Annotated in this window: 27 protein-coding genes; 22 read left to right on the top strand and 5 right to left on the bottom strand. The window is 40.7% G+C overall.

Features of this window, described 5'->3' with window-relative positions; translation table 11 throughout:
• Window positions 1–6: 6 nt before the first annotated feature.
• The gene (locus tag HMPREF2853_RS07640; protein ID WP_070535527.1) at window positions 7–852 is read right to left on the bottom strand and encodes a DegV family protein; all 846 of its coding nucleotides are present in this window, start codon (window positions 850–852) and stop codon (window positions 7–9) included.
• Window positions 853–976: 124 nt separating this feature from the next.
• On the opposite strand from HMPREF2853_RS07640, the gene HMPREF2853_RS07635 reads away from it, so the two are divergent.
• From HMPREF2853_RS07635 to metK, 19 genes are all read left to right on the top strand, one after another.
• Window positions 977–1534, top strand: a complete 558-nt coding sequence (locus HMPREF2853_RS07635) for a TetR/AcrR family transcriptional regulator (protein WP_000003897.1) — start codon at window positions 977–979, stop codon at window positions 1532–1534.
• 18 nt (window positions 1535–1552) lie between these two features.
• Window positions 1553–2020, top strand: coding sequence for a deoxycytidylate deaminase (locus HMPREF2853_RS07630; protein WP_000136994.1), 468 nt, complete (start codon window positions 1553–1555; stop codon window positions 2018–2020).
• Window positions 2021–2108: 88 nt separating this feature from the next.
• Window positions 2109–2738 (top strand): uracil phosphoribosyltransferase, encoded by a 630-nt coding sequence (gene upp / locus HMPREF2853_RS07625; RefSeq protein ID WP_000515974.1) that lies wholly within the window; start codon window positions 2109–2111, stop codon window positions 2736–2738.
• 179 nt (window positions 2739–2917) lie between these two features.
• A complete protein-coding gene (gene clpP, locus HMPREF2853_RS07620; RefSeq protein WP_000613468.1) occupies window positions 2918–3508 on the top strand; it encodes an ATP-dependent Clp protease proteolytic subunit ClpP in 591 nt (196 codons plus the stop codon).
• A gap of 78 nt (window positions 3509–3586) precedes the next feature.
• Window positions 3587–3856: a YlbG family protein gene (locus tag HMPREF2853_RS07615; RefSeq protein WP_000462109.1), complete on the top strand. Its 270-nt coding sequence runs from the start codon at window positions 3587–3589 to the stop codon at window positions 3854–3856.
• 88 nt (window positions 3857–3944) lie between these two features.
• Window positions 3945–5105 (top strand): ABC transporter substrate-binding protein, encoded by a 1161-nt coding sequence (locus HMPREF2853_RS07610; RefSeq protein ID WP_000726128.1) that lies wholly within the window; start codon window positions 3945–3947, stop codon window positions 5103–5105.
• 119 nt (window positions 5106–5224) lie between these two features.
• Window positions 5225–6094 carry a branched-chain amino acid ABC transporter permease gene (locus tag HMPREF2853_RS07605; RefSeq protein WP_000941413.1) on the top strand — a complete coding sequence of 290 codons (870 nt, stop codon included), beginning with the start codon at window positions 5225–5227 and terminating at the stop codon, window positions 6092–6094.
• 3 nt (window positions 6095–6097) lie between these two features.
• Complete coding sequence (locus HMPREF2853_RS07600) at window positions 6098–7054, top strand: branched-chain amino acid ABC transporter permease (protein ID WP_000856249.1); 957 nt, start codon at window positions 6098–6100, stop codon at window positions 7052–7054.
• Window positions 7054–7818, top strand: coding sequence for an ABC transporter ATP-binding protein (locus HMPREF2853_RS07595; RefSeq protein WP_001186018.1), 765 nt, complete (start codon window positions 7054–7056; stop codon window positions 7816–7818). Before HMPREF2853_RS07600 ends, HMPREF2853_RS07595 begins: the two co-directional genes overlap by 1 nt.
• Window positions 7818–8528, top strand: a complete 711-nt coding sequence (locus HMPREF2853_RS07590; RefSeq protein ID WP_000062204.1) for an ABC transporter ATP-binding protein — start codon at window positions 7818–7820, stop codon at window positions 8526–8528. Before HMPREF2853_RS07595 ends, HMPREF2853_RS07590 begins: the two co-directional genes overlap by 1 nt.
• A gap of 466 nt (window positions 8529–8994) precedes the next feature.
• Window positions 8995–9651, top strand: coding sequence for a CBS domain-containing protein (locus tag HMPREF2853_RS07585; RefSeq protein WP_000268643.1), 657 nt, complete (start codon window positions 8995–8997; stop codon window positions 9649–9651).
• Window positions 9652–9761: 110 nt separating this feature from the next.
• Window positions 9762–10857 (top strand): peptide chain release factor 2 gene (gene prfB / locus HMPREF2853_RS07575; protein WP_096753628.1). Its coding sequence is split into 2 segments (ribosomal slippage): window positions 9762–9833 and window positions 9835–10857, totalling 1095 coding nucleotides; the frame shifts between segments, so codons are not numbered across the junction.
• Window positions 10858–10874: 17 nt separating this feature from the next.
• Window positions 10875–11567 carry a cell division ATP-binding protein FtsE gene (gene ftsE, locus HMPREF2853_RS07570; RefSeq protein ID WP_000022275.1) on the top strand — a complete coding sequence of 231 codons (693 nt, stop codon included), beginning with the start codon at window positions 10875–10877 and terminating at the stop codon, window positions 11565–11567.
• Window positions 11560–12486: a permease-like cell division protein FtsX gene (gene ftsX / locus HMPREF2853_RS07565; RefSeq protein WP_000625556.1), complete on the top strand. Its 927-nt coding sequence runs from the start codon at window positions 11560–11562 to the stop codon at window positions 12484–12486. The genes ftsE and ftsX overlap by 8 nt, the downstream gene beginning before the upstream one ends.
• Window positions 12487–12705: 219 nt before the next feature.
• Window positions 12706–14892 carry a PTS transporter subunit IIBC gene (locus HMPREF2853_RS07560; RefSeq protein ID WP_083306906.1) on the top strand — a complete coding sequence of 729 codons (2187 nt, stop codon included), beginning with the start codon at window positions 12706–12708 and terminating at the stop codon, window positions 14890–14892.
• A 51-nt stretch (window positions 14893–14943) separates the two neighbouring features.
• The gene (locus HMPREF2853_RS07555; RefSeq protein ID WP_070535524.1) at window positions 14944–15759 is read left to right on the top strand and encodes an endonuclease/exonuclease/phosphatase family protein; all 816 of its coding nucleotides are present in this window, start codon (window positions 14944–14946) and stop codon (window positions 15757–15759) included.
• A 132-nt stretch (window positions 15760–15891) separates the two neighbouring features.
• The gene (locus tag HMPREF2853_RS07550; RefSeq protein ID WP_070535521.1) at window positions 15892–17235 is read left to right on the top strand and encodes a DEAD/DEAH box helicase; all 1344 of its coding nucleotides are present in this window, start codon (window positions 15892–15894) and stop codon (window positions 17233–17235) included.
• Window positions 17236–17476: 241 nt separating this feature from the next.
• Window positions 17477–18856, top strand: coding sequence for a VWA domain-containing protein (locus tag HMPREF2853_RS07545; protein WP_070535519.1), 1380 nt, complete (start codon window positions 17477–17479; stop codon window positions 18854–18856).
• 449 nt (window positions 18857–19305) lie between these two features.
• Window positions 19306–20496, top strand: a complete 1191-nt coding sequence (gene metK / locus HMPREF2853_RS07540; RefSeq protein ID WP_070535517.1) for a methionine adenosyltransferase — start codon at window positions 19306–19308, stop codon at window positions 20494–20496.
• A 67-nt stretch (window positions 20497–20563) separates the two neighbouring features.
• On the opposite strand, the gene HMPREF2853_RS07535 is transcribed toward metK, so the two are convergent.
• The 4 genes from HMPREF2853_RS07535 to HMPREF2853_RS07520 form a co-directional block, all read right to left on the bottom strand.
• On the bottom strand, window positions 20564–20863 hold the full coding sequence (locus HMPREF2853_RS07535) for a DUF1827 family protein (RefSeq protein WP_070535515.1): 300 nt from the start codon (window positions 20861–20863) through the stop codon (window positions 20564–20566).
• 58 nt (window positions 20864–20921) lie between these two features.
• On the bottom strand, window positions 20922–21374 hold the full coding sequence (locus tag HMPREF2853_RS07530) for an NUDIX hydrolase (RefSeq protein ID WP_070535508.1): 453 nt from the start codon (window positions 21372–21374) through the stop codon (window positions 20922–20924).
• A 130-nt stretch (window positions 21375–21504) separates the two neighbouring features.
• Window positions 21505–23763 (bottom strand): ATP-dependent Clp protease ATP-binding subunit, encoded by a 2259-nt coding sequence (locus HMPREF2853_RS07525; RefSeq protein WP_070535506.1) that lies wholly within the window; start codon window positions 23761–23763, stop codon window positions 21505–21507.
• Window positions 23764–24000: 237 nt separating this feature from the next.
• Window positions 24001–24231: a DUF1797 family protein gene (locus tag HMPREF2853_RS07520; RefSeq protein ID WP_000443577.1), complete on the bottom strand. Its 231-nt coding sequence runs from the start codon at window positions 24229–24231 to the stop codon at window positions 24001–24003.
• Window positions 24232–24422: 191 nt separating this feature from the next.
• On the opposite strand from HMPREF2853_RS07520, the gene HMPREF2853_RS07515 reads away from it, so the two are divergent.
• The 3 genes from HMPREF2853_RS07515 to HMPREF2853_RS07505 are packed head-to-tail and all read left to right on the top strand — an operon-like array spanning window position 24423 to window position 26194.
• The gene (locus HMPREF2853_RS07515; protein WP_001011622.1) at window positions 24423–25106 is read left to right on the top strand and encodes an amino acid ABC transporter permease; all 684 of its coding nucleotides are present in this window, start codon (window positions 24423–24425) and stop codon (window positions 25104–25106) included.
• Entirely contained in the window at window positions 25106–25840 is a 735-nt protein-coding gene (locus HMPREF2853_RS07510) for an amino acid ABC transporter ATP-binding protein (protein WP_070535505.1), read from the top strand. Before HMPREF2853_RS07515 ends, HMPREF2853_RS07510 begins: the two co-directional genes overlap by 1 nt.
• 33 nt (window positions 25841–25873) lie before the next feature.
• Window positions 25874–26194 (top strand): TfoX/Sxy family protein, encoded by a 321-nt coding sequence (locus tag HMPREF2853_RS07505; protein ID WP_070535503.1) that lies wholly within the window; start codon window positions 25874–25876, stop codon window positions 26192–26194.
• Window positions 26195–26210: the final 16 nt, after the last annotated feature.

The raw sequence follows: 26210 nt of genomic DNA, 5'->3' as shown, positions 1-26210 counted from the left end.
ATAATCTTAGTTAATTTCATATCCCATCAACAAACCGCCATCTTCTGCATAGAAACTGCAGAGACCAGACGTCGGGATGATTTTAATATCCGCTTGTGGGAAGGTTTCAAGCAAGCGTTCTGACAATTGCTGACAGAATTTTTCATTGCTGCGATGAGCCATGACGATACGGCCACCAGCATAGCCAGCCTTGATGAGTTCTTCATAGGCTGCTTGAAGAGATTTTTTTGGTCCACGCGCTTTTTGGAGCAGTTCTAAGGTTCCAGTTTCACTTGCTTCCCCAACCATACGGATGTTGAGAAGGCCAACAACTGTACCGATAAGCTTACTCAAACGGCCATTTTTTACCAAGTTATCAACCTTAGCAAGAACAAAGAGCAACTTGGTTTTTTCTTGGTAGGCTGTAATAGCTTCAACAATTTCCTCATAAGAAAGTCCTTGATCAATCAAACTATTGATTTTTTCGACAATCAAGTCAACCTCACCACCTGCTGACAATGTATCGATCACATGAATCTGAGTGTCAGGGTATTCTTCAAGGTAGATATTCTTAGCAAGCTGCGCACTATTATGACTGCCAGAAAGAGCACCAGTGATAGTAACAACAAAGATATGCTTGGCTCCTTCGAATGCACGCAAGTAATCATCAGGGCTAGGACAGGCTGATTTTGAAGCCTCAGAAGTCGCATACATGGTTTCCATCATGTGGTTAATGTTGAGATTGGCATCATCGATAAAGACCTGATCAGCTACTTGAATGGTTAAAGGAACACTAACAAATTCCGTATCAATAGCAGGAGTTGCCAGTTGACGATAATCACAACCGGAGTCAGCTACAATCTTCCAAGTCATAGAAATTCTCCATCTTTGTCACTTATACATTGACAAAGGTTCTGTCTTTTTTTACAATTATATCATGAAAGCCCTTGAAACAAAAGTACCACCTCTCTGTTGTCACAAGTAGAAAGAAATTGTTATGTCTGAACGTAAAATATCTGAAAAATCTCTTGAAAATCTCAGAAAATCAAATCAAGAATCCAATTTTTTAACTAGAGAAGCAATCGAGACGGCTCTTTTGCAACTTCTAGAGAAAAAAGACTTGGCCAAGATCAGCATTTCGGAGCTGGTCAAACGGGCGGGCGTCTCTCGTGCTGCCTTCTATCGTAACTATGACTCCAAAGAAGAGATTTTGGAAAGTGTTTTTAAACGCAGTGTCCATAACATTATGGAACAGTTGAGCCACTACGATGTTAAAACAGACCTTTATCTAGTCTGGGTACACCTTTTCCGCGCAGCCAAGAAAGAAGCCAAAGTTATCCAACTTGCTCTGGACTACCATTTGGAAAAGATTTTTGTCCAAGCCATGCAGGAATTTCTAGAAAAATACCACGGAAAGTCAAAAGGCGTTAGCAGCTACCTTCATTCCTTTTGGAGTTCTGCCATCGTATCGGTTCTGCTCAAATGGATCAAGGATGGCATGAAGGTTCCGGCTGAAAAGATTGCAGATTTACGCTTGCCATTTTTCAAAAAATAGAGGAAAAGGAGAAGACTTATGACAGAAAAAAGACTGGCTTGGGATGAGTACTTTGCAGCCCAGGCTTTACTGATTGCCAATCGTTCGACCTGCAAACGTGCCAAGGTGGGAGCTGTCCTCGTTAAGGACAATAAAGTCATTTCAACAGGCTACAATGGTTCCGTATCAGGAACGGAACACTGTATTGACCACGAATGTCTTGTCATTGAAGGTCACTGTGTTCGAACCCTTCACGCCGAGGTTAATGCTATTCTCCAAGGGGCTGAGCGAGGGGTTCCCAGAGGATTTACAGCCTATGTGACCCATTTCCCTTGTCTGAACTGCACCAAACAACTGCTACAAGTTGGTTGCAAGCGCGTGGTTTATATCAACCAGTACCGAATGGATGACTATGCCCAGTACCTTTATCAAGAAAAAGGCACCGAGTTAACCCATTTACCATTAGAGACTGTTCAGACGGCTCTTCAAGAGGCAGATTTGATTTAAAAATTAATAAAAATAAATGGTTTAGAAAGCTTTTTAAACCGTTTTTTGATATAATAAGAAGAATAAATTGAAAGAAGGAACTCAGAAAATGGGAAAAATTGAAGTCATTAATCATCCACTTATTCAACACAAATTGTCAATCTTGCGTCGTACAGACACTTCTACAAAAGCTTTTCGTGAGCTAGTAGATGAGATTGCAATGTTGATGGGATATGAAGTACTTCGTGATCTTCCACTTGAAGACGTGGAAATCGAAACACCTATCACAAAGACCGTTCAAAAACAATTGGCTGGTAAAAAATTGGCGATTGTCCCAATCTTGCGTGCAGGTATCGGGATGGTGGATGGACTCTTGAGCTTGGTTCCAGCGGCCAAAGTTGGACACATTGGTATGTACCGTGATGAAGAAACCCTTCAACCAGTTGAATACTTGGTGAAATTACCTGAGGATATTGACCAACGTCAAATCTTTGTCGTTGATCCAATGTTGGCAACAGGTGGCTCAGCAATCTTGGCAGTAGATTCCCTTAAAAAACGTGGCGCTTCAAATATCAAGTTTGTCTGCCTAGTATCTGCTCCTGAAGGAGTAAAAGCTCTTCAAGAAGCACACCCAGATGTAGAAATTTTTACAGCAGCCTTGGATGAACGCTTGAACGAACACGGTTATATCGTTCCAGGTCTTGGAGATGCTGGAGACCGCTTGTTCGGTACTAAATAAAATCCCAAAGTAAATAGTGAAATTAGAAGTTCGTTTTTGACTTGAAAGGAGGTTGAGTTTTTGTTTCTGTTTAGAGAATAGAGCAAAAAATTGACCTTTTTTGACCAAAAAGATATAATAGTTCTGTATTGAGTCGTAAGACTAAGAAAATTCAACATAAAACATAAAAGGAGAAATGAATGATTCCTGTAGTTATTGAACAAACAAGCCGTGGAGAACGTTCCTATGATATTTACTCTCGTCTTCTGAAAGACCGCATCATCATGCTAACAGGTCCAGTTGAAGACAACATGGCCAACTCCGTTATCGCCCAATTACTTTTCTTGGATGCCCAAGACAGCACAAAAGATATTTACCTTTATGTCAATACACCTGGGGGCTCTGTTTCAGCTGGTTTGGCAATCGTTGATACCATGAACTTTATCAAGGCAGATGTCCAAACAATCGTTATGGGGATGGCTGCATCCATGGGGACTGTTATTGCATCAAGTGGCGCCAAAGGCAAACGTTTCATGCTTCCAAATGCGGAGTACATGATTCACCAACCAATGGGTGGTACAGGTGGTGGTACCCAACAAACCGATATGGCAATCGCTGCAGAGCACTTGCTCAAAACTCGTAAGACTTTGGAGCAAATCCTTGCAGATAACTCTGGTAAATCAGTCGAGCAAGTTCATGCAGATGCGGAACGTGATTACTGGATGAGTGCCCAAGAAACACTTGAATATGGCTTTATTGATGAAATCATGGCCAACAATTCTTTAAGCTAAGCAACCTAGAAAGCAAACTCGACGGAGTTTGCTTTTTTTGGTATAATAGAGGAAGATTTCTTAGAAAGAGGATTCCTCATGTTTGAAAAAACAAATCGATCAGGATTAATCATCTATCTCTACTATAATCGAGATGCAAAAAAACTTCAGGAATACGGTGATATCTGTTACCATTCCAAAAAACGTCGTTACTTGCAGCTCTATGTTCCAACTGAGGAGCTAGATGAGTTGGTTGAGAGATTAGGTAAGGAAAGATATATCAAGAAAATTAGACGTTGCCATATCCAAGAGCTAGAAACCCCCTTCGTTGGGAATCTCTATCGGAATGAAGAAAACGTTATCATTTAAAAAAGTTAAACAAATACATTGACAATTTTCTGATAATTCGGTATATTCTTAACATACAATTTTTGAAACAACTATAAGGAGATTAAAAATGAAGAAAAAATTTGCCCTATCTTTTGTGGCTCTTGCTAGTGTGGCTCTTCTTGCTGCCTGTGGAGAGGTCAAGTCAGGAGCGTCAAACACAACTGGAAATCCAGTAGACGAAAAAACAATCAAAATCGGTTTTAACTTTGAAGAGACAGGTGCTGTAGCTGCTTACGGTACAGCTGAACAAAAAGGTGCCCAACTTGCTGTAGACGAAATCAACGCTGCAGGTGGAATTGATGGAAAACAAATCGAAGTTGTAGACAAAGACAACAAGTCAGAAACTGCTGAAGCAGCTTCTGTTACAACAAACCTTGTTACCCAATCAAAAGTAGCAGCTATTGTAGGACCTGCGACATCTGGTGCAACTGCCGCAGCTGTAGCTAACGCTACTAAAGCTGGAGTGCCATTGATTTCACCAAGTGCTACTCAAGACGGTTTGACTAAAGGTCAAGATTACCTATTTATCGGAACATTCCAAGATAGCTTCCAAGGGAAGATTATCTCTAACTATGTAACAAACAAATTGAATGCTAAGAAGGTTGTTCTTTATACTGACAATGCTAGTGACTATGCTAAAGGTATTGCTAAATCTTTCCGCGAGGCCTACAAGGGTGAGATTGTAGCAGATGAAACGTTTGTAGCAGGTGATACTGACTTCCAAGCAGCCCTTACTAAAATGAAAGACAAAGAGTTTGACGCTATCGTAGTTCCAGGTTACTACACAGAAGCTGGTAAAATTGTAAACCAAGCTCGTGGTATGGGAATTGATAAGCCAATCATTGGTGGTGATGGATTTAACGGTGAAGAATTTGTTCAACAAGCAACTGCTGAAAGAGCATCAAACATTTACTTCATCTCAGGATTCTCAACTACTGTTGATGTTTCTGCAAAAGCTAAAGCTTTCCTTGAAGCATACCGTGCTAAATACAACGAAGAGCCTTCAACATTCTCAGCTTTGGCCTATGACTCAGTTTACCTAGTAGCAAATGCTGCAAAAGGTGCTAAAAACTCAGGTGAGATCAAGGACAACCTTGCTAAAACCAAAGATTTTGATGGTGTAACTGGTCAAACAAGCTTTGATGCTGACCACAATACAGTGAAAACTGCTTACATGATGACCATGAACAATGGTAAAGTTGAAGAAGCAGAAGTTGTAAAACCATAACATTAGAATAGTAATTGAAATGGGGAATGAGCCTTTGACTCACTCCCTGTTTCGGTGTTTATGAACTTGTGAAAATAATGAAATTTTCTAAAAAATAACGATAGAAAAGAGTGAATGCTATGCTCCAACAACTTGTGAATGGTCTAATTCTGGGTAGTGTTTATGCACTTTTGGCTCTGGGTTATACCATGGTTTATGGAATTATCAAACTCATCAACTTCGCCCACGGTGATATTTACATGATGGGTGCCTTTATTGGTTACTTTTTGATTAATTCTTTCCAAATGGATTTCTTTTTAGCTTTAATTATTTCAATGGCAGGAACCGCACTACTTGGTGTTGTGATTGAGTTTCTTGCCTACCGTCCTTTACGACACTCTACACGTATTGCTGTATTGATTACTGCCATCGGAGTGTCTTTCCTACTGGAATACGGAATGGTTTATCTAGTGGGCGCCAATACTCGTGCCTTCCCTCAAGCCATTGAAACAGTCCGCTTTGACTTGGGACCAATTAGCTTGACAAATGTTCAATTGATGATTTTAGCAGTTTCTGTACTCTTGATGGTTTTATTGCAATTGATCGTCCAAAAAACAAAAATGGGGAAAGCCATGCGTGCGGTATCAGTTGATAGTGACGCAGCTCAATTGATGGGAATTAATGTAAATCGTACAATCAGCTTTACCTTTGCTTTGGGTTCAGCCCTTGCTGGTGCAGCAGGAGTCCTCATTGCCCTTTACTACAACTCTCTTGAACCTTTGATGGGTGTGACTCCAGGTCTAAAATCATTCGTTGCGGCCGTACTCGGTGGTATCGGGATTATTCCTGGTGCAGCTCTAGGAGGATTTGTGATTGGCTTGTTGGAAACATTTGCTACTGCCTTTGGTATGTCTGATTTCCGTGATGCTATCGTGTATGGAATCTTGCTTTTGATTCTGATTGTTCGACCTGCAGGTATCCTTGGTAAGAATGTGAAAGAGAAGGTGTAAACAATGAAGACAAATCTTAAAATAAATATTCTCTGGTTATTCCTTCTGTTAGCGGGTTATGGATTGATTAGTGTACTGGTTTCTGCTGGTGTTCTCAATCTATTCCATGTACAAATTTTAGAACAAATTGGGATTAATATCATCCTTGCAGTAGGTTTGAACTTAATCGTTGGTTTTTCAGGACAATTTTCACTCGGTCATGCAGGTTTTATGGCGATTGGGGCTTATGCAGCAGCGATTATTGGTTCAAAATCACCAACCTATGGTGCCTTCTTTGGAGCGATGGTCTTGGGCGCTTTGATTTCTGGTGCAGTCGCTTTGCTCGTTGGGATCCCAACACTCCGTTTGAAGGGTGACTACCTGGCTGTTGCGACACTAGGTGTTTCAGAAATCATTCGTATCTTTATCATTAATGGTGGAAGTTTGACCAACGGTGCTGCTGGTATCTTGGGTATTCCAAACTTTACCAACTGGCAAATGGTTTATCTATTTGTAGTGATTACAACTATTGCAACTCTCAACTTCCTACGTAGTCCAATTGGACGCTCTACTCTATCTGTTCGTGAAGATGAGATTGCTGCAGAATCCGTTGGGGTAAACACTACAAAGATCAAGATTATCGCTTTTGTCTTTGGAGCCATTACAGCAAGTATTGCTGGTTCACTTCAGGCTGGTTTTATCGGATCTGTTGTCCCAAAAGATTACACCTTTATTAATTCCATCAATGTGTTGATTATCGTTGTATTTGGTGGACTTGGATCGATTACTGGTACCATCGTTTCAGCGATTGTTTTAGGAATTTTAAATATGCTCCTTCAAGATGTAGCAAGCGTGCGTATGATCATCTACGCTTTGGCTCTTGTATTGGTCATGATTTTCAGACCAGGTGGACTTCTTGGGACATGGGAATTGAGTCTATCACGTTTCTTTAAAAAATCTAAGAAGGAGGGACAAAACTAATGGCATTACTTGAAGTTAAACAGTTAACCAAACATTTTGGCGGTCTAACAGCTGTTGGAGATGTCACTCTTGAATTGAACGAGGGAGAATTGGTTGGTCTGATTGGACCAAACGGGGCTGGTAAAACAACCCTTTTCAATCTCTTGACCGGCGTTTATGAACCAAGCGAAGGTACTGTGACACTAGATGGACATCTCCTAAATGGGAAAACTCCCTATAAGATTGCCTCACTTGGTCTCAGTCGTACTTTCCAAAATATTCGTTTGTTCAAGGACTTGACAGTTTTGGAAAATGTTTTGATTGCATTTAGCAATCATCATAAACAACATGTCCTTGCGAGCTTCCTACGCCTACCAGCTTTTTATAAGAACGAGGAAGAATTAAAAAGCAAAGCTTTGGACTTACTGAAGATTTTTGATTTGGATAGTGACGCAAATACTCTTGCCAAGAATCTGGCCTATGGTCAACAACGTCGATTAGAAATTGTTCGTGCTCTGGCAACTGAACCTAAGATCCTCTTTTTGGACGAACCTGCAGCTGGTATGAATCCACAAGAAACAGCTGAATTGACAGAATTGATCCGTCGTATCAAAGATGAATTTAAAATTACCATCATGCTTATCGAACATGACATGAATTTGGTTATGGAAGTTACTGAGCGTATCTATGTTCTTGAATATGGTCGGTTGATTGCTCATGGGACTCCGGATGAGATCAAGAACAACAAACGCGTTATCGAAGCTTATCTAGGAGGTGAAGCCTGATGTCTATGTTAAAAGTTGAAAACCTCTCTGTGCATTACGGTATGATCCAAGCAGTTCGTGATGTAAGTTTCGAGGTTAATGAAGGTGAAGTTGTTTCCCTTATCGGTGCCAATGGTGCCGGTAAAACAACCATTCTTCGTACCCTTTCAGGTTTGGTTCGTCCAAGTGCTGGTAAAATTGAGTTTTTGGGAAAAGAAATTCAAAAGTTGCCTGCGCAAAAAATCGTGGCAGGTGGCCTTTCACAAGTCCCTGAGGGACGCCATGTTTTTCCAGGCTTGACTGTTATGGAAAACTTGGAAATGGGAGCCTTTTTAAAGAAAAATCGTGAAGAAAATCAAGCCAACTTGAAAAAAGTTTTCTCACGCTTCCCACGTCTTGAAGAGCGTAAAAACCAAGATGCGGCAACTCTTTCAGGTGGTGAACAGCAGATGCTGGCTATGGGACGCGCTCTCATGTCTACACCTAAGCTCCTTCTCCTAGATGAGCCGTCAATGGGACTTGCCCCAATCTTTATCCAAGAAATTTTTGATATCATTCAAGATATTCAGAAGCAAGGAACAACGGTTCTCCTAATTGAACAGAACGCTAACAAGGCCCTCGCTATCTCTGACCGTGGTTATGTACTTGAAACAGGAAAGATTGTCCTATCAGGAACAGGAAAAGAACTCGCAGCATCCGATGAAGTCAGAAAAGCATACCTAGGTGGCTAAAACAATCCAGTGGATTGTTTTAGTCGGCGGATAAGGATTGCGCAAGCAATTCTCCTCTGGTCTAGGAGACTAGTTTAGGTTGTTGATGAAGATTGCGCACGTAATCCCTCTATAGTCCGGGGGACCTTTTTAGTCGGTAGATAAGGATTGCGTAGCAATCATCAGATCCAGTGGATTGTTTTAGTCTGCGGATAAGTATTGCGCAAGAAATTCTCCTCTAGTCTGGGAGACTAGTTTAGGTTGTGGACGGAGATGATAATAGGTTTCCAATACTAGTTGCTAGTATCCTTAACAACAGAAAGAAATATAAATAATGTTTGCTGACTTGCACATATAGAGCTCTAGATTAGAGCTCTTTTTTGTAAAAGACTCAGATTATTCAAAATCTTGAAAAAGAGATGAAAGCGTTTGATAGATTTTCTAAGAAAGTGTATAATAAAAGTAGCAATATAGAAGGAGAAGTCTCATGGCAGTTAAAGATTTCATGACCCGTAAGGTAGTTTATATCAGTCCAGATACGACTGTAGCACACGCAGCAGATTTGATGCGCGAGCAAGGTTTGCACCGTTTACCTGTTATCGAAAACGATCAATTAGTCGGATTGGTAACAGAAGGAACCATCGCGGAAGCCAGCCCATCTAAAGCAACCAGTCTCTCTATCTATGAGATGAATTATCTTCTGAATAAAACCAAAGTAAAAGATGTAATGATTCGAGATGTCGTGACGGTTTCTGGCTATGCTAGTCTAGAAGATGCGACCTACCTGATGCTGAAAAATAAAATTGGGATATTACCAGTCGTAGACAATCATCAGGTCTACGGCGTCATTACAGACCGCGATGTTTTTCAGGCTTTCTTGGAAATCGCTGGATACGGAGAAGAGGGGATTCGCGTTCGTTTCATTACAGAAAATGAAGTAGGAGTGCTGGGAAAAATTGTAGCTCTAATTGTAGAAGAGGATTTAAATATTTCCCATACTGTTAACATTCCACGTAAGGATGGCAAGGTCGTTATCGAAGTTCAAATTGATGGAAAAATCGATTTAACTGCATTAAAGGACAAGTTTGAAAAAGAAGGAATTCAAGTGGAGGAGATCACTCATACCTCTGCTAAAGTCCTTTAAACAAGAGGCTTTAGAGCCTCTTTTCTTTTGCCGTCAAAAGCGGTGAAAAGCAAAATATGGAAAGAAATGAGAGATTATGGTATAATAAAACGATATGAAAAGGAGTATCTATGGACATTTCAGAAATTCGTCAAAAAATTGACGCAAATCGTGAAAAATTAGCTTCTTTCAGGGGGTCTCTTTGACCTCGAAGGCTTAGAGGAAGAGATTGCCATCTTGGAAAACAAGATGACAGAACCTGATTTTTGGAACGATAATATCGCGGCCCAAAAAACGTCGCAAGAATTAAATGAATTAAAAAACACCTACAACACCTTCCGTAAAATGGAAGAGTTGCAGGATGAAGTTGAGATTTTATTGGACTTTTTAGCAGAAGACGAGTCAGTCCATGATGAACTGGTCGAACAGTTGACAGAACTGGATAAGATGATGACCAGCTACGAGATGACCCTTCTCTTGTCAGAACCTTATGACCATAATAATGCAATCTTAGAAATCCATCCAGGATCTGGTGGTACTGAGGCACAGGACTGGGGCGATATGTTGCTTCGTATGTATACTCGTTATGGAAATGCCAAAGGCTTTAAAGTAGAAGTCTTGGATTACCAGGCTGGTGATGAAGCAGGTATCAAGTCTGTGACCTTGTCTTTTGAAGGCCCCAATGCATACGGCCTACTTAAATCAGAAATGGGTGTTCACCGTTTGGTCCGTATTTCGCCATTTGACTCTGCCAAACGCCGCCATACTTCATTTACATCCGTAGAGGTTATGCCTGAGTTGGATGATACCATCGAAGTGGAGATTCGTGAAGATGATATCAAAATGGATACCTTCCGTTCAGGTGGTGCTGGTGGACAAAACGTCAATAAGGTTTCAACAGGTGTGCGTTTGACACACATTCCTACGGGAACTGTCGTCCAATCAACGGTCGATCGTACCCAGTATGGAAATAGAGATCGTGCCATGAAGATGTTGCAGGCTAAGCTCTATCAAATGGAGCAAGAAAAGAAAGCTGCGGAAGTTGATTCCCTTAAAGGTGAGAAAAAAGAAATCACATGGGGAAGCCAAATCCGTTCATATGTTTTCACGCCTTATACTATGGTAAAAGATCACCGTACAAGCTTTGAAGTTGCTCAGGTAGATAAGGTGATGGATGGAGACCTTGATGGTTTTATCGATGCCTACCTCAAGTGGCGAATCAGCTAAGATAGAAAGGAACTCATATGTCAATCATTGAAATGAGAGATGTTGTCAAAAAGTATGACAATGGAACGACTGCCCTGCGTGGTGTATCTGTTACCATTGAACCAGGAGAGTTTGCCTATATCGTAGGACCTTCTGGGGCAGGTAAGTCAACCTTTATTCGAGCTTTATACCGAGAAGTAAAGATCGAAAAAGGAAGCCTAACAGTTGCAGGCTTTAATTTAGTTAAAATTAAGAAGAAAGATGTCCCACTGCTACGTCGTAGTGTCGGGGTAGTCTTTCAGGATTACAAACTTTTGCCTAAGAAGACCGTTTATGAGAATATTGCCTATGCAATGGAAGTAATCGGTGAGAGCCGTCGCAACATCAAAAAACGTGTTATGGAAGTATTGGACCTGGTTGGTTTGAAACATAAGGTTCGCTCTTTCCCTAATGAACTCTCAGGTGGAGAGCAGCAACGGATTGCGATTGCTCGCGCGATTGTCAACAATCCTAAGGTATTGATTGCCGATGAGCCAACAGGAAACTTGGACCCAGATAATTCATGGGAAATTATGAATCTGTTGGAACGCATCAATCTCCAAGGTACTACTGTCTTGATGGCAACCCACAATAGCCAGATTGTAAATACCTTGCGCCACCGTGTCATTGCCATTGAAAATGGCCGTGTCGTTCGTGACGAAGCTAAAGGAGAATATGGATACGATGATTAGTAGATTTTTTCGCCATTTATTTGAATCATTAAAAAGTTTAAAACGAAATGGCTGGATGACAGTAGCAGCAGTGAGTTCGGTTATGATTACCTTAACACTCGTTGCCCTGTTTGCATCTGTAATTTTTAATACAGCAAAACTGGCTACCGACATTGAAAACAACGTTCGGGTCATGGTTTACATTCGTAAGGATGTAGCTGATAACAGTGAAACGATTGAAAAAGAAGGTCAGACAGTTACCAATAATGACTACCACAAGGTTTATGATGCTTTGAAAGCTATGCCTGCTGTTAAGAGTGTTACCTTCTCAAGTAAAGAAGAACAGTACGAAAAACTAACGGAAACAATGGGTGACGATTGGAAGGTCTTTGAAGGGGATGCAAACCCTCTCTATGATGCCTATATCGTCGATACAAATTCTCCGAGTGATGTTAAAACGGTAGCTGAAGAAGCTAAGAAAATTGAGGGAGTATCAGAGGTTCAAGATGGTGGAGCCAACACTCAACGACTTTTTGAACTAGCTTCCTTTATCCGTGTTTGGGGATTGGTTATTGCAGGGCTCTTGATTTTTATTGCAGTCTTCCTCATTTCCAATACCATTCGTATCACTATTATTTCACGTAGTCGTGAGATTCAGATCATGCGTCTTGTAGGAGCGAAAAATGGCTATATCCGTGGTCCATTCTTGCTAGAAGGTGCTTTTATTGGCTTGCTTGGTGCAGCAATTCCTTCAGTCCTTGTATTCTTTGTTTACAATATGGTTTATCAATCGGTCAATAAATCCTTGGTAGGTCAAAACTTGTCAATGATTACGCCAGATGTGTTTATCCCTTTGATGACAGTTCTATTATTTATAATCGGAATTTTCATTGGTTCAATTGGCTCAGGGATTTCCATGCGTCGATTCTTGAAGATCTAGTTGGATTTAAATGCAAATTGCAGAACAAATCAGAAAAATAATACATATTTAAAAGAGAAGTTTTCGTAAACTTCTCTTTTTCTTTTTTAAAAATTAAAAAAAATAGACAATTTTTTTATAAAAGCCTTTACAAAAAAAATAAAAGTGGTATAATTAATACATAACCAAATGCAAACGTTTTCGTAAAACGTTTGCCTAAATAAAATAAAGGAGATTTGAATGATGAAAGCTACATTCAAAAATGTCTTGTCTTTCGAATTTTGGCAAAAATTCGGTAAGGCTTTAATGGTGGTTATCGCCGTTATGCCAGCGGCGGGATTGATGATCTCAATCGGTAAATCAATCGTGATGATCGACCCAAACCTTGCTCCTCTAGTGATTACAGGTGGAATCCTTGAGCAAATTGGTTGGGGGGTTATCGGTAACCTTCATATCTTGTTTGCCCTTGCTATTGGGGGAAGCTGGGCAAAAGAACGTGCAGGTGGTGCATTTGCAGCTGGACTTGCCTTTATCTTGATTAACCGTATCACAGGTGCTATCTTCGGTGTTACAGGTGATATGTTGAAAAACCCTGAAGCAATGGTTACTACCTTCTTTGGTGGTTCAATCAAGGTTGCTGACTACTTTATCAGCGTTCTTGAGGCACCAGCTCTTAACATGGGGGTTTTCGTAGGGATTATCTCTGGTTTTGTTGGGGCAACAGCTTATAACAAATACTACAACTTCCGTAAACTTCCTGATGCCCTTTCATTCTTCAATGGTAAACGTTTCGTACCATTCGTCGTTATTCTTCGTTCAGCTATTGCTGCAATTCTACTTGCTGCCTTTTGGCCAGTAGTTCAAACAGGTATCAACAACTTCGGTATTTGGATTGCCAACTCACAAGAAACTGCTCCAGTCCTTGCACCATTCTTGTATGGTACTTTGGAACGTTTGCTCTTGCCATTCGGTCTTCACCACATGTTGACAATCCCAATGAACTATACAGCTCTTGGTGGAACATACGAAGTGTTAACTGGTGCAGCAAAAGGAACACAAGTATTTGGTCAAGATCCACTTTGGCTTGCATGGGTAACTGACCTTGTTAACCTTAAAGGTTCAAATGCTGACCAATACCAACACCTTCTTACAACAGTCACTCCAGCTCGTTTCAAAGTTGGACAAATGATCGGTTCATTTGGTATCTTGATGGGTGTCATCGTTGCTATCTACCGCAATGTTGATGCTGACAAGAAACACCAATACAAGGGTATGATGATTGCGACAGCCCTTGCAACATTCTTGACAGGGGTTACTGAACCTATCGAGTATATGTTCATGTTCATCGCAACACCGCTTTACCTTGTTTATTCAGTAGTTCAAGGTGCTGCCTTTGCTATGGCAGATATTGTTCACCTTCGTGTCCACTCATTCGGTTCAATTGAATTCTTGACTCGTACACCATTGGCAATTAATGCTGGTATTGGTATGGATATCGTTAACTTTATCTGGGTAACTGTTCTCTTTGCGGTTATCATGTACTTCATTGCCAACTTCATGATCAAGAAATTCAACTACGCAACTCCAGGACGTAACGGAAACTACGAAACAGCTGAAGGAGCATCAGAAGAAGCAGCTCCTGGAACTCCAAAAGTGGCAGCAGCTTCTCAAGCCGTAAACATCATTAACCTTCTTGGTGGTCGTGCAAATATCGTAGATGTGGATGCATGTATGACTCGTCTTCGTGTAACTGTTAAAGACGCAGATCGCGTTGGTACTGAGGAACAATGGAAAGCAGAAGGAGCTATGGGTCTTGTCATGAAAGGACAAGGTGTCCAAGCTATCTACGGACCAAAAGCTGACGTATTGAAATCTGATATCCAAGATATCCTTGACTCAGGTGAAGTAATTCCTGAAACTCTTCCAAGTCAAATGACAGAAACTCAACAAAATACTGTCCATTTCAAAGGTGTAACTGAGGAAGTTTACTCAGTAGCTGACGGCCAAGTTGTTGCCTTGGAACAAGTGGAAGATCCAGTTTTTGCTCAAAAAATGATGGGTGATGGATTTGCAGTAGAGCCAGCAAATGGAAATATTGTATCTCCAGTTACTGGTACTGTATCAAGTATCTTCCCAACAAAACACGCTCTTGGTCTTGTCACTGACTCAGGTCTTGAAGTGCTTGTTCATATTGGTTTGGATACAGTAAGTCTTGAAGGAAAACCATTTACTGTTCATGTCTCTGAAGGACAAAAAGTGGTTGCTGGTGATCTTCTTGTCACAGCTGACTTAGATGCTATTCGAGAAGCAGGACGCAAAACATCAACAGTGGTTGTCTTCACAAATGGTGATGTCCTTAAATCAGTTAAATTAGAACAAACAGGTTCTCTTGCAGCTAAAACAGCAGTTGCTAAAGTAGAATTGTAATATACTTGGGGTTGGAAGCTGTTTTCCAACCTCTTGTTTTAGGAGAAAAGCATGAAATTTCTAACACTCAATACCCACAGTTGGATGGAGAAGGAAGCAGAGGAAAAATTCCAAATCTTACTCCAAGACATTCTTGATAAGGATTATGATTTGATTTGTTTCCAAGAAATCAATCAGGAAATCACTTCTCCTGAGGTGGAGGTTAATGACCTCTATCAAGCTTTGCCAGCGGCAGAACCTATTCATCAGGATCACTATGTACGACTTCTGGTTGAAAAATTGGCTGAGAAAGGGAAAAACTACTACTGGACTTGGGCTTACAATCATGTTGGCTATGACCGCTACCATGAAGGTGTAGCTATCTTATCTAAGACACCTATTAAGGCGCGTGAGATTTTAGTGTCAGATGTAGATGATCCGACAGACTACCATACTCGTCGCGTTGCCTTGGCTGAGACAGAGGTTGAAGGTAAGGAACTTGCTCTTGCAAGCGTTCATCTCTCTTGGTGGGATAAAGGTTTCCAAGAAGAATGGGCACGATTTGAGGCTGTACTAAAAGAGTTGAACAAACCTCTGATTTTAGCAGGTGATTTTAATAATCCAGCTGGTCAGGAAGGCTATCAAGCGATTTTAGCTAGCCCATTAGGATTACAAGACGCGTTTGAAGTTGCGAAAGAAAGAAGTGGTAGCTATACCGTTCCACCAGAAATTGATGGTTGGAAAGGCAATACTGAACCGCTACGAATCGACTACGTCTTTACGACCAAAGAGTTAGAAGTAGAGAGTTTACAAGTAGTTTTTGATGGCCAAAATAGTCCACAAGTCAGTGATCATTATGGTTTGAATGCTGTATTGACCTGGAAATAATGAAAGAGGTTGGAACCAGAGAGTTCCAACCTTTTAATCTATTCGAATCTTTACTACAGGAATGAGACTCAAATGGGACTACTGCAATAGGACAAAATATGATATAATTGAAAGGATAGAATCGAGGATAGTATGTCATTTAAGAAATTTCAATTTAAAAGTTATATAGTAGAAGCCTTGGAGGAGTTGAAATTCACAACTCCAACAGAGGTACAAGAAAAATTAATCCCTATTGTATTGGCAGGTCGTGATTTGGTGGGCGAGTCGAAAACTGGTTCAGGAAAGACTCATACTTTCTTATTACCCATTTTCCAGCAATTAGATGAAACTAGCGATAGTGTGCAAGCGGTCATTACTGCACCAAGTCGTGAGTTGGCCACTCAAATATACCAAGCAGCTCGTCAGATTGCAGCTCACTCAGATGTCGAAGTTCGTGTGGTTAATTATGTAGGTGGTACGGATAAGGCTCGTCAGATTGAAAAACTTGCCAGCAACCAACCACATATCGTTATCGGAACGCCGGGTCGTATCTATGACTTGGTCAAATCTGGTGATTTGGCTATTCACAAGGCCAAGACCTTTGTAGTTGATGAAGCCGATATGACCTTGGATATGGGATTCTTGGAAACCGTTGATAAGATTGCAGGGAGCCTTCCAAAAGACTTGCAATTCATGGTCTTTTCAGCAACTATTCCACAAAAATTGCAACCGTTCTTGAAAAAATACTTGTCAAATCCTGTCATGGAAAAAATCAAGACTAAAACAGTTATCTCAGATACGATCGATAATTGGTTGATTTCGACCAAGGGCCGTGATAAAAACGCTCAAATATACCAGCTGACTAAGTTGATGCAGCCTTATTTAGCAATGATTTTTGTTAACACAAAAACGCGTGCTGATGAATTGCATGCCTATTTGACTGCTCAAGGATTGAAGGTAGCTAAGATTCATGGAGATATTGCTCCTCGTGAACGCAAGCGAATCATGAACCAGGTGAAGAACCTTGATTTTGAGTACATTGTTGCAACAGACTTGGCAGCGCGTGGAATTGACATTGAAGGGGTCAGCCATGTTATCAATGATGCCATTCCGCAAGACTTGTCCTTCTTTGTTCACCGTGTTGGACGAACTGGGCGCAACGGACTGCCTGGTACAGCGATTACCCTTTACCAGCCTAGTGATGACTCGGATATCCGTGAGTTGGAGAAATTAGGGATCAAGTTTACTCCTAAGATGGTCAAAGACGGAGAGTTTCAAGATACCTATGACCGTGATCGTCGTGCTAATCGTGAAAAGAAGCAGGATAAGCTTGATATTGAAATGATTGGCTTGGTTAAAAAGAAAAAGAAAAAAGTCAAACCTGGCTATAAGAAGAAGATTCAATGGGCGGTGGATGAAAAACGCCGCAAAACCAAGCGTGCTGAAAATCGCGCACGTGGCCGTGCAGAGCGTAAAGCTAAACGCCAAACATTTTAAAAACTCAGTAGAATCAGGTGATTCTACTGAGTTTTTATTTCCGGAAATATTCAAAGGAGATAATAATTATATATTTTAAATAATTTGATTTATAAAACAGTAATTGCTTTAAAACCTTTTTTAGAGCAATATTTTATTGAAATCATAAGGAAAAAAATTGAAAACTATACAAAATTGTGTTATCATACTATAAAACAATCGGATTATATCATTTGATCCGTGAAAAGAAAAGGGGACTTCTATGGATAAATCATTTATGAAACAACAACGTTTTTCATTCCGTAAAATGAAAGTTGGGTTGGCTTCTGTAGCAATTTTGTTTGCTTTTGCTCAGGTCGGACAAGTGTCTGCAGATGAAACAACACAACCGGCATCTGCTGCAACTGGAACAGTAAAGAAAACCGAAGCAAATAAATCGGCAGTCGAAGCTGCTGTAGCAGAAATTAAAGCTGATGAGGCGAAACCAGTCGTTAACCAATCAGATGCAAAACCTGGAGAACTTGTTGATGTTTCTAAGAAGGTTTCACCTATTGACGTGAAAGAACGCCAAGAAGGTGATCAAAAGATTCATGAAGAAACTGCAACAGTTGAAGTCACAAAGACAGAAGTGGCACCTGTAAAAAGTGAAGAACTTCCTGCTCCAAAGACTGAAACAACTGAGAGTACAGTGAGTGGGAAAGATGAAGATGGAAATTCTTATACCCAATATGAACGTGTTGATAAAACAACTACAGTCGAAATCAAGAAAGCGACAAGAACGATTTCAAAATCTAACTCTGCCGATATCGTTTTTGTTGTTGACCGTTCAGCATCTATGTCTCGAACTATTGACACTGTCCGTAACAATATCAATGAGTTTGCAAGAAATCTTGCTAAAGATGGAGTAGCAGCACGTTTTGGATTAGCTACCTTTAGTGATGAAGTATATGGACGTATAGGTGGATTAGCAGATGAGGGTACAATTTTAACAAAATTTAATGAATCTTATTTTACCTCTGACCCAGCTGAGCTTGAAAAAGCCTTAGCAGGCATTAAGCTTGCACATGGTGGAGACTTCCCTGAAACATCTACACCTACTCTTACACAAATTGTTTCAACCTACGACTGGTCTAAGTCACCTAAAAATAAAAAGTTTGTCGTATTGTTGACAGATGCTCCAATGAAGGAGGATCCTTCAATTCCAACGATGGCGAATACTCTTGCGTCTTTGAAAGCCGCAAAAATCGAAAGAATTGTTGCAACTTCGACAGGGACCGATATTAGCTATAAAGATTTTGTATCTGAAGGTCGATTAATGCATATTAATCGTAACTTGGCTGATTCTTTAACTAAGGATGCAACTACATGGATTGTTGAAACTGTGACTGAAGGACACAATTACAAGGTAACGAAAGATAATTACCAATTTTACCTAGAACGTCGTACAACACTACCTATTGCTCAGACAGGAAGTGCGACTCCAACTACCACAGTTCCAGTAGCTACAGCTTATAAAAAAGAAGTGACGAAACTCCCTGATACAGGAAGTAATGATACAGCGAACTATGGTATTGTGGGACTTGGCCTCCTAATGGCTGGACTTGGCTTAACTGTAAGCAATAGAAAGTCTAAGGAACAGTAAACCTAACTGGAAGATTGTTTGTAAGAACATTGTCATAAAAAAATAGGTAGTTTGTAGATGAAGTATGCAGATAAGCATAGGTATGACCTTCTGTATTATGGAGCACAAGCCGAAATTTTATGACGAGAAAAGAGCCGTAAGGTTCTTTTTTCGATTTCGAGAAAATACTGCAAAAAAAAGTAAAAAGTGGTATAATGATAAGGTTATATAGTCCCGATAAGATGGTAGAAATTTCTATCAGTACTTTGTAACTCGCAAAGAATGACGGCTCCAAAGTCGCTCGTCCTTCTACGGTTGCCGCTATAAGGCGGTCACCCTATGCGCCTTACTAGCTTCAGAAATAAAAAAGTATCGTTTTTATTTCTTTCGCGTCGTAACTCTTAGACTATAGAAATACCTATCAGTACTTTGTAACTCTATAACAATATTTTTTAAGGGGGGACATTTTTATGTCAGAACGTAAATTATTCACGTCTGAATCTGTATCTGAGGGGCATCCGGATAAGATTGCAGACCAAATTTCAGATGCTATTTTGGATGCTATTTTAGCAAAGGACCCAGAAGCGCACGTTGCTGCTGAGACTGCTGTGTATACTGGTTCCGTCCATGTTTTTGGTGAAATTTCTACACATGCCTATGTAGATATTAACCGTGTGGTTCGTGATACCATTGCAGAGATTGGTTATACCAATACAGAGTATGGTTTTTCTGCGGAGACAGTGGGAGTTCATCCGTCACTTGTTGAGCAGTCACCAGATATCGCCCAAGGTGTTAACGAAGCCTTGGAGGTTCGTGGGAATGCAGATCAAGATCCGCTTGACTTGATTGGTGCTGGAGACCAAGGTCTCATGTTTGGGTTTGCAGTGGATGAGACAGAAGAACTCATGCCATTACCAATCTCACTCAGCCACAAGCTGGTTCGTCGTTTGGCAGAACTTCGTAAATCTCGTGAAATCAGCTATCTTCGTCCAGATGCTAAATCACAAGTTACAGTTGAATATGATGAAAATGACCGTCCGGTACGTGTGGACACAGTCGTGATTTCAACTCAGCACGATCCAGAAGTTAGCAATGAACAAATTCACAATGATGTGATTAGCAAGGTTATCAAAGAGGTGATCCCGGCTTCTTACTTGGATGAACAAACCAAATTCTTCATCAATCCGACTGGTCGCTTTGTAATCGGTGGACCTCAAGGGGACTCAGGCTTGACTGGTCGTAAGATCATCGTGGATACCTATGGTGGCTACTCTCGCCATGGTGGTGGTGCCTTCTCTGGTAAGGATGCGACGAAGGTGGACCGTTCAGCCTCTTATGCAGCTCGCTACATTGCCAAGAACATCGTTGCAGCAGGTCTTGCTAAGAAGGCAGAAGTGCAATTGGCCTATGCCATCGGTGTGGCCCAGCCTGTTTCTGTTCGTATCGATACTTTTGGTACAGGAACAGTAGCTGAAAGCAAGCTTGAAAAAGCAGCGCGTCAAATCTTTGACCTTCGCCCTGCAGGAATTATCCAAATGCTGGATCTCAAACGTCCAATTTACCGTCAAACAGCGGCTTATGGACACATGGGACGTACAGATATTGACCTTCCTTGGGAACGTTTGGACAAGGTAGACGCTTTGAAAGAAGCTGTGAAATAAAACTAAAAGATTGGTAGAAACTACCAATCTTTTTTTGCAAAAGAAAACCAGCTTTTGGCTGGTCTTCTTATTTTATAGGGATTGAAATCTCAATCAATTTATCAGAATAAAGCGTCTTGATATTAGCTTCATCGATATTATCTTTATCGATTTTGCGTTTCAAGAAGAAGTCTTGGATAGTTTCGATTTCAGGTTCACGAATAGCACGGTGTTTGTTGGAAATGAGGATTTCATAGTGAAGCGGGGCTTGTGTGAAAACTACATCTGTGTTTCCAGCAGAATAGACCTCAACAAGAGTTGCGTCTGTACTTTCTAATTGGCTTTTAACAAGTTGCGAGTGTGAATTAGTCGTATTGATAAGCTTCATAACAGTTCCTCCGATTTTCTAACTCTATTATAGCACTTTTTGGATAAAATCGTGTATTTTAGTCAATTCTATGCTGGATTTTCCAAGCTTCTATTCCCCATTTGTGGCTACCACGTTTGAGTTTTTCAATTGCTTCATCAATAGGAAACCAAGCAATATGATTAAAATCTTCCAAAGGTTTTTGTACTTCTTGGAAAGAAGTAGCTTCATAGAGATAAGCTGGATTGTAGTAGTAGGTGTCACGGTGGCGAGAGTAGAAATACTCATCAGCTTGCCCATAATAGGTTCCAATCTCAGCTGTAAAGCCAAGTTCTTCGATTAGTTCTCTCTTCAGTGCTTCTTGATGGTTTTCTCCTGCTTCAATCTCTCCACCAGGCAGGAACCAAGCACCATTGGGAGCTTGAACTAGGACAATTTGTTTTTTTTCTGCATCCGGAATAACTGCGTATACACCATAGCGTGGCTGGTAGGTCACATTCTCTTTTTTATCGCCAAAAGTTGGGTTTGCCATTGCATTTTCCTCATTCTCTAGTATCTTTATTATTATCATAATGGACGAGGGGCTAGCTGTCAAGGTTTTGCATTTATTTTAGTAAAAAAGGTGCAGAAAATGATAGACTTTCTGCACTTGTTATATAGATTTATTCTTCTATTTCAGAAGCAATCTCTTCTGTTTTCTCAGTTTTTTTGGCAGATTTGATTTGAATATTGCCATTGCTTGTCATGACTGCCTTGAGGCCTTTCTCACTTGGATTTTCAAGGTAGTAGTCTGTGATGGCATCCTCGATATGGTCTTGAATGGTGCGGCGGAGTGGGCGCGCCCCCATTTTTGGATCATATCCCAAGTCAACCAACTTTTCCTTGACCTTGTCTGTCACATCGAGGTGGATATTGTTGCTAGAGAGGCGTTTGTTGACATCCGCTAGCATGAGTTCGACGATTTGGAGAAGGTTGTCCTTGCTGAGAGGTTTAAATTCGATGATGCCGTCAAAACGGTTCATAAACTCAGGACTAAAGAAGTTACCGAGTTCACCGAGAACAGAATTAGTACGTCCTTCACGAGCAGCTCCAAAACCAACACTGGCTTCGGCCTTACCCGTACCGGCATTCGAGGTCATGATAATGATAGCATCCTTAAAGCTAACTGTTCGTCCTTGCCCATCTGTCAAACGACCATCGTCCAAGACTTGAAGGAACATGTGCATCACATCTGGATGGGCTTTCTCGACCTCATCGAGAAGGATGAGAGAATATGGATTGCGACGAACTTTTTCCGTTAACTGACCAGCTTCATCATAACCGACATAACCTGGAGGGGCTCCGACCAATTTAGCCACACTGTGTTTTTCCATGTATTCACTCATATCAAAGCGAATCATGCTATCAGCAGAACCAAAGAGTTCAATGGCTAGTTGTTTGGAAAGTTCTGTCTTACCGACACCAGTTGGTCCGACAAAGAGGAAACTTCCGATTGGTCGGTTAGGAGTTCCAAGTCCAACACGATTACGACGGATGGCTTTGGCAATCTTATCGACAGCTTCATCTTGCCCAATGACATGAGCTTTGAGGTCGTCTGCTAGATGGATGAGTTGAGACTGTTCTTTTTCTTTTAGCTCCCCAACAGGGATATTGGTTTTCTGCTCAATGATATGTTCAATGGTTTTCTCACTGATGATAGGAGTATCCTGATCAGTCACCTTGTTTTTCTGCATTTCCTTGTACTTGGCAATCTGATCTCGGAAATAGGCAGCTTTTTCAAAGTCTTCCTCTCGAGTAGCTTGAGACTTGAGATTTTCAGCTTCGATTAAACGCTGGTCAATCACTTTAGGATCAACAAAGTTCAGTGTCAGATTCATCTTAGAACCAGCTTCATCCAATAAGTCAATAGCCTTGTCTGGCAAGAAGCGATCTTGGATATAGCGATTGGAAAGATTTGCAGCAGCTTCGATAGCAGCATCAGTATACTTGACGTGATGGTAGTCTTCGTATTTCTTTTGAACCCCTTTAAGGATGATAATGGTTTCTTCGACAGTTGGTTCATCTACCTTGACAGGCTGCATACGGCGCTCTAGGGCAGCATCTTTTTCAATGATACGGTATTCATTGAGAGTAGTGGCACCGACCATTTGCAATTCACCACGGGCAAGGGCTGGTTTGAGGATATTTCCTGCATCCATATTGCCATCGCCTGCTGACCCTGCACCAACAATTTCATGGATTTCGTCGATAAAGAGGATGATGTCCTCGCGTTTGCGAATTTCTTCCATGAGCTTTTGCATTCGTTCTTCAAATTGGCCTCGAATCCCTGTTCCTTGGACTAGACTGACCACATCCAGACGGATGACCTGCTTGCCTTGGAGTTTATGGGGAACATCGCCATCAACAATCTTCTGAGCTAGACCTTCAACAACGGCTGTTTTACCAACACCTGGTTCTCCGATAAGGACAGGGTTGTTCTTGGTTCGACGGTTGAGGATTTCGATAACGCGGATAATCTCTTCATCTCGACCAATAACAGGGTCAATATCTCCCCGACGAGCAATTTCAGTAATATTGATACCGTATTCCTCTAAGAGTCCTCTTTCTTGGCTAGGAGGAGTTTGAAGTGGACCGCGGTTTTGAGGCCCATAACCACCGCTTCCTCCGTATCCTCCACCAGATTGAGTTGGAGGGACGTTATTAGAAGAAGGTTTGAAATTGTTCAAATCATTGAAAAAGTCGCCGAAAGGATCAAAGTCATGATTATTTAAGTCAGTCATTCCTTTAAAGAGGGTATTATTTGGATCTGTTTTAATAATTTTATAGCAATTTTGACAGAGATCAATTTGCTTTTGCTGTCCATTGATATTGGTATACAGATGAATTGTTGAGTCGTTAATTTTACAGTTTTGACAGAGCATACATCTACCTCATTTCATTCTTATTCTTGGCCTAAGAAAAAGGTCAAGAATAGTCAAAGTTTTATACTCTCATTATAGCATGATTAAGGTGTAAAGCAAGTAAAAAGATTGGGAAGTGTTCGATTTTAAAAGAAGGATTTATGGAGAATAAAGCGACATTAAAGGTAAGAAAAAATCCCATTTGTGGTGACAAAAAGGATTCTCATTCATCGGGCCTTACTGCCCGTTGTTTTTATATTAGTAAAGGAGTTCGTAGATCTCCATTGCAATCAAATCAATGCTATCAAAGGTATAAGTTTCACGAGCCTCTACATCGCGAAGGGTGAAGAGTGATCCGTTTTCTTCGTCGTGGCTGTAGGCAACTTCTGCGACAACAACACCTTCACGTTCAAAATTACGTTTTAGATTTCCGCCATCTTTTGTCATAGCTTCTAGGCGGTTGATGATTCTAACCAAATGTGATTCCATTTTGATTCTCCTCCATTTCTTATCGTTTCTATTTTACCATAAACAAGAGGTAGTTGACTAGAAAAAAACTGTGATTTCTCTCTATTTCTCTATTCTATCAAGTTAATTGGTAAAATTAGAGAAAAAGGATTGCATTTTAATTCAATTCATGTTATAATCATACAATCTAATACATAGAAAGTTGACTGAATATGAATTTTTCTTTTTTACCAAAGTATTTACCATATTTTAACTATGGTGCTCTGATTACCGTATTGATTTCCATCCTTGTCGTCTGCTTAGGAACCATTATAGGTGTGTTACTGGCCTTTGCCCAACGTTCACGCTTTAAACCGCTCGTTTGGTTTGCAAATGTGTATGTTTGGATCTTCCGTGGAACTCCGATGATGGTTCAGATTATGATTGCCTTTGCTCTTATGCATATCAATGCTCCGACTATCCAAGTGGGAATTTTAGGAGTTGATCTTTCTCGTTTGATTCCTGGTATTCTGATTATTTCTATGAATAGTGGAGCTTACGTTTCAGAAACTGTTCGTGCGGGGATCAATGCGGTTCCTAAAGGGCAGTTAGAGGCCGCATACTCTCTTGGAATTCGTCCGAAAAATGCCATGCGTTATGTCATTTTGCCACAAGCTATCAAGAATATTCTTCCAGCGCTAGGAAATGAATTTATAACCATTATTAAGGATAGTTCCCTCTTGTCTGCGATTGGAGTGATGGAGTTGTGGAATGGTGCAACGACTGTAGCAACAACAACTTATTTACCGTTGACTCCCCTTTTATTTGCAGCCTTTTACTACTTGATTATGACCTCTGTTTTGACAGTGGCGTTGAAAGCATTTGAAAAACATATTGGACAAGGAGACAAGAAATAATGACAGAAACCTTGATTAAAATTGAAGAACTACATAAGTCTTTTGGGAAAAATGAAGTTTTAAAAGGCATCAACCTTGAGATTAAACGAGGAGAAGTTGTGGTCATTATCGGTCCATCAGGTAGTGGGAAGTCAACTCTCCTTCGTTCGATGAATCTTCTAGAAGAAGCAAGTAAAGGCAAGGTTATCTTTGAAGGAGTCGATATTACGGATAAGAAAAATGACCTTTTTGCTATGCGTGAAAAGATGGGTATGGTATTCCAACAATTCAACCTCTTTCCCAATATGACAGTGATGGAAAATATCACTTTGTCACCAATTAAAACCAAAGGTGAAAGCAAGGAAGTTGCGGAGAAAAGAGCACAGGAACTGTTAGAAAAAGTTGGCTTACCAGACAAGGCAACTGCTTATCCACAGAGTTTGTCAGGTGGCCAGCAACAACGGATTGCCATAGCACGTGGACTTGCTATGGAACCAGATGTTTTGCTCTTTGATGAGCCAACTTCAGCCCTAGACCCTGAGATGGTTGGAGAAGTTCTGGCTGTTATGCAAGACCTTGCCAAATCAGGGATGACTATGGTGATTGTGACGCATGAAATGGGCTTTGCGCGTGAGGTAGCAGACCGTGTTATCTTTATGGCAGATGGAGTTGTTGTCGAAGATGGAACTCCAGGAGAGATTTTCGATCAAACAAAAGAACAACGGACCAAGGAATTTTTGAGTAAGGTTTTGTAAGATCTCATTTTTAGAAGAAATGGAGTAGGCATCATGGCTTCCAGTAAAGAATATTTAGATTTTATTCTCGAACAGCTATCAGAGCTAGAGGAGATGAGTTATCGTCCAATGATGGGAGAGTTTATCCTTTATTATCGTGGGAAGATTATTGGAGGCATTTATGATAATCGTCTGTTACTGAAGCCTGTGAAGCTGGTCTTGGATCAGCTGGGACAGACTAGGCTTGAACGTCCTTATGAAGGAGCTAAGGAGATGATTTTGATAGAAGACATTGAAGATAAGTCATGTCTAACGAGATTAATCAAGGAGATGTATGAAGTCTTACCGGCTCCAAAAGTCAAAAAGAAAGCCTGACAAGTTTACTTAGTAT

This window comes from Streptococcus sp. HMSC077F03, from assembly GCF_001812375.1.
GTDB classification, from domain to species: domain Bacteria; phylum Bacillota; class Bacilli; order Lactobacillales; family Streptococcaceae; genus Streptococcus; species Streptococcus oralis_S.
The sequence above is the reverse complement of the archived record's forward strand: the minus strand, read 5'-3'. Positions and strand labels throughout refer to the sequence as shown.